The sequence below is a fragment of the Streptomyces sp. NPDC058964 genome, from assembly GCF_042741275.1.
Lineage (GTDB): Bacteria > Actinomycetota > Actinomycetes > Streptomycetales > Streptomycetaceae > Streptomyces.
Window position 1 is genome coordinate 1 of the sequence record NZ_JBHYKH010000691.1, and the last position, 3,803, is coordinate 3,803.

5 protein-coding genes are annotated in these 3,803 nt (G+C 73.0%); 1 reads left to right on the forward strand and 4 read right to left on the reverse strand.

Annotated elements, in window-relative coordinates; all coding sequences use genetic code 11:
* Nucleotides 1-294 (forward strand): ArsR/SmtB family transcription factor (locus ACFW2E_RS43075; protein WP_384476517.1); only part of this gene is annotated, 294 nt, incomplete at its 5' end.
* Nucleotides 295-358: 64 nt separating this feature from the next.
* Here the strand turns inward: ACFW2E_RS43075 and ACFW2E_RS43080 are convergent.
* The 4 genes from ACFW2E_RS43080 to ACFW2E_RS43095 form a co-directional block, all read right to left on the reverse strand.
* Nucleotides 359-1,708, reverse strand: a complete 1,350-nt coding sequence (locus ACFW2E_RS43080; RefSeq protein WP_384476520.1) for an FAD-dependent oxidoreductase — start codon at nucleotides 1,706-1,708, stop codon at nucleotides 359-361.
* A gap of 221 nt (nucleotides 1,709-1,929) precedes the next feature.
* Nucleotides 1,930-2,592 (reverse strand): TetR/AcrR family transcriptional regulator, encoded by a 663-nt coding sequence (locus tag ACFW2E_RS43085; protein WP_384476523.1) that lies wholly within the window; start codon nucleotides 2,590-2,592, stop codon nucleotides 1,930-1,932.
* 75 nt (nucleotides 2,593-2,667) lie between these two features.
* Nucleotides 2,668-3,426: an HAD family hydrolase gene (locus ACFW2E_RS43090; protein WP_384476526.1), complete on the reverse strand. Its 759-nt coding sequence runs from the start codon at nucleotides 3,424-3,426 to the stop codon at nucleotides 2,668-2,670.
* Between the two features lie 51 nt (nucleotides 3,427-3,477).
* Nucleotides 3,478-3,803: hypothetical protein (locus ACFW2E_RS43095; protein WP_384476528.1), on the reverse strand; the 326-nt coding region annotated here is incomplete at its 5' end.

Consider the following 3,803-nt stretch of genomic DNA (forward strand, 5'->3'; position numbering starts at 1 on the left):
GGGGCGGCCCCCCCCCCCGACCGCGCGCGGGGGGGGGTGCTATTGTGGCGCCCCGCCCCCGCGGGGGGCGCCGCCCTCTCCTGTTCACGGTTCGAGGTGCCGGTCGCCAAGTCCACGACCACGCACCACTTCCGGGTGCTGCGCGAGAGTGGTGTGATCCGGCAGACCTACCGGGGTACGGCCAAGATGAACGGCCTGCGCAGGGACGACCTGGAGGAGCTCTTCCCCGGGCTTCTCGACAGCCTGCTGGCCGCCGCCGGACGGCAGGCCGCCCGCCTCGGGGAAGACGGCTGAACCGGCCCTCGCGGGAAGGTGGTAGCCGGGCAGCCGGGCCGGCCCGCGCCGTGGGCGGGCTCCGTTACGGGGCCGCCGTCCGCGCCGCCGTCAGCAGTGAGTCCCAGTCGGCCAGTTTCACGATGCCGCGCCCCAGCCGGGCCCCCAGTTCCGCCTCCGCCCGCTCGATCGCCTGCCACCCGGCCCACCCGATCGTCTCGGTGCCCGCTGCCCGCAGGACGGCGGCGGGATCCGGCGGCACGTCCTTGTGCACGAGCGCGGGGGCGTCCGCCAGCAGGGACGTCACCGTCTCCTTGGCGCACGGGCGGTTGGTGCCGATGACGCCGGTCGGACCGCGCTTGATCCACCCGGCCACGTACTCGCCCGGGGACGCGGTTCCGCCACGCACCACACGGCCGCCCGTGTGCGGCACGGTGCCGCTGACCGTGTCGAAGGGCAGTCCCTCCAGCGGCACTCCGCGATAGCCCACCGAGCGCAGCACCAACTGCGCCTCCACGTCCTCGAACCGGCCGGTCCCGGTCACTCCGCCGTGCCCGTCCGGCACCGTCCGCTCGAAACGCACCGCGCCCACCCGGCCGCCGTCGGCCAGCAGTTCGACCGGCCGCAGGAAGAACCGCAGCCGGATGTGCCGCGCCGCGTCCCCGGCCGGCCGGTCCGCCCAGCCGCGCAGCACGTCCACGTTCCGGCGCTGCGGCGCGGGCAGCCCCGAAGGGTCGGCGTAGGCCGGATCCAACGCCAACTCGGCCGGATCCACGATGACTTCGGTGTCGGGCAGGCCGCCCAGCTCGCGCAGCTCCTTCGTGGTGAACCGGGCCTGCGAGGGGCCCCGCCGGCCCACCATGCCGACCTCGGTCACCCCGCTCGCCGCCAGCGCGGCCAGCGCCTGCTGCGGCATGTCGGTGGGGCTCAGCTCCGCCGCGCCACGGGCCAGCATCCGGGTGACGTCCACCGCGACGTTGCCCACGCCGATGACGACGGCCGACCGGACCTCGCGTACGAAACCCTCCTCCGCCACGGAGTCCGGATGCGCGCTGTACCAGGACACGAACTCGGTCGCCGACCAGCTGCCCGGCAGATCCTCGCCGGGAATGCCGAGGTGCCGGTCGGTCGCTGCGCCCACGCAGTACACCACCGCGTGGTACAGGGTCCGCAGCCGTTCCACCGGCAGGCCGCCCGGCCCGCCCACCCGCACCCCACCGAGGAACCGCACCCGGTCGTGCTCCAGGACCGTCCGGAGGTTCCCCTGCAGCGACTTTATTTTCTCGTGGTCCGGTGCCACCCCGTAGCGCACCAGGCCGAAGGGGCACGGCAGCCGGTCCAGGACGTCCACGAGCACCTCGGGGTCCTGCTGGACCAGGCACTGGGCGGTGTAGCACCCGCTCGGCCCTGAGCCGACGACGGCGACACGCAGCACGGCGGAACTCCTTCCCCGGGAGGCCGGAGGAGATCGCTGGTGGTTCCAGCATTGCACCGCTCAGGCCGGGCTGACAGGGTGCGGTCGGGTGATGCGGACGCGTGTCCGCCCGTATGGAGTGAGATCAGGCGGTTGCGCCGTGTGCGCGCCGGAAGGGCCCTCGCGGGCGCGATGTGGACTTTCCGGCCCTCCGCACACACGGCGCCGGGGGCGGGGCCCGGCTACTCCGGCCGGTCGTCCGTCGCGAAGAAACGCGACAGATCCTTCTCGCACGTCCCACCGGACGGCTCGGTCCCGGGCGGGACGCCCAGCTCCCAGTCGAGTTCGTACCGCTCGAACAACTCGGCCCGCAGGACCGGGACCGGCATCGGCACCCCGGGAACCAGTGCCGCGTACACCGCCCCCATCAGCACGGCACGCAGCATCGGGTAGTCGGCCGTGACGTCCTCGGAGCCGTACCGGGCCACCGTGTCGCTCAGCAGCTCCGACAGGCGCCGCTGCTCCGGGCACTGCACGAAACCCTGGGCCTGCAGGAGCCCGGCCATGTGCTGCCGCATCAGCACGGGCCGTTCGTTCGCCAGTCCCAGGATCGCGTCGATGGCCCTGGCCAGCCGCTCCCGGCCGTTGTCGGTGCGGGGTTCGCGCTCCAGGGCCTCCTCCAGCGTGCGGTGCATCAGCCGGTGCACCGCCGACTGGACCAGCTGGCGCTTGCCCGGAAAGTAGTACGACACCAGTCCGCGCGCCGAACCCGCCCGGTCCGCGATGTCGCCCAGGGTCGTGGCCTCGAATCCGCGCTCGTCGACCAGCTCGACCGCGGCCTGCAGAAGCCGCTCGCGGGAACGTCGGCGCAACTCTTCATTGACCGATGCGCTGCGCGGGGACATGCTGTAACTCCTGCGTTGACTGGCTGCCAGCCAACTATACTCAACGCATCAGGCCCGGCTTCTGTGCGGGCCTCTTCAGGGCTGCCGTCCGTCTGGGGCGACGCGGGGGATCGTCTCAGGCGGACGGCGCGTACCGGTCCAGGGCCGGCCCATCAGGTCCAGCACCGGCAGCAGGGCGTCCGGCCGCTCGGTCACCGGCAGGTGGTCCACGAAGTGCACCCGGCACCCGAGCGCCGCCGCCCCGCCGTCCGCCGACCGGCTGTCGCCGACCATCAGCACCTCGCGCGGGTCGGCGCCGAGCGCCTCACAGGCGACGGAGAACAGCCGTGAGTCCGGCTTCTGGACGCCGTGTTCGTACGACAGTACGTACGTGTCCACATGTCCGTCGAGCCCGTGCTCGCGGAAGACCGGGCGCACGTCCCAGCCGATGTTGCTGACCACGCCGACCGCGATCCCGCGCTCGCGCAGTGTGCTCAGCACCTGGGCGGCGTCGGGGTACGGAGACCAGGCGGCGGGGGACTTGTGCCGCTCGTACAAGGCGTCGTGCAGTGCCGGGTCGGGGAGCGCGACGCGACGGGACAGGCCGGTGTAGGCGGCCCGGTGCAGTTCGGCGCTCTCGTCGCGGACCGCCCACACGCCGACGAGCTCCCGGGGCAGTTCGACTGGGGGAGCGCCGCCCGGCAGCGCGCCGGCGACCTCCAATGCCGCCGCCTTTTCGGCGAGTTCGGACGCGGTCAGGGTCAGGGACGCCTCGGCCAGTACGGCGCGCAGCCAGGACTCGGCGGACTCGATACGGAAGAGGGTCCCGGAGAAATCGAAGAGCACGGCAGCCATGCGCTGGACCCTACCCATGCCGGGTCCGGCGCACGGCCGCTTCCGGAATCGTCAGTTCAGCGGGGCGGGCGCGGGAGTGCCGTAGAACGTGATGGACGGCCAGCCCCGGGATGCGGCGAAGTCGTTGAGCAGCTTGGCGATCTCCGCGGGTTCGATACGGTGGGCCGACGGGGCCTCGGCCGTGTCGACGCTGAACTTGATCTCCAGATACGCGTCGATGTCGCCGATGCTGCTGTGTCCGGTGAAGAGCGTCCCCACGGGGAAATCGGCGGACGCCGTCTCCGTCTCCGCCTCGGCGGCCCGGGCCGGCTGCGCCGATGCCGCGCCGCCGGCCATCGCTCCCGCCGCGGTCGTCCCCGTGTATCCGAGCAGGGACC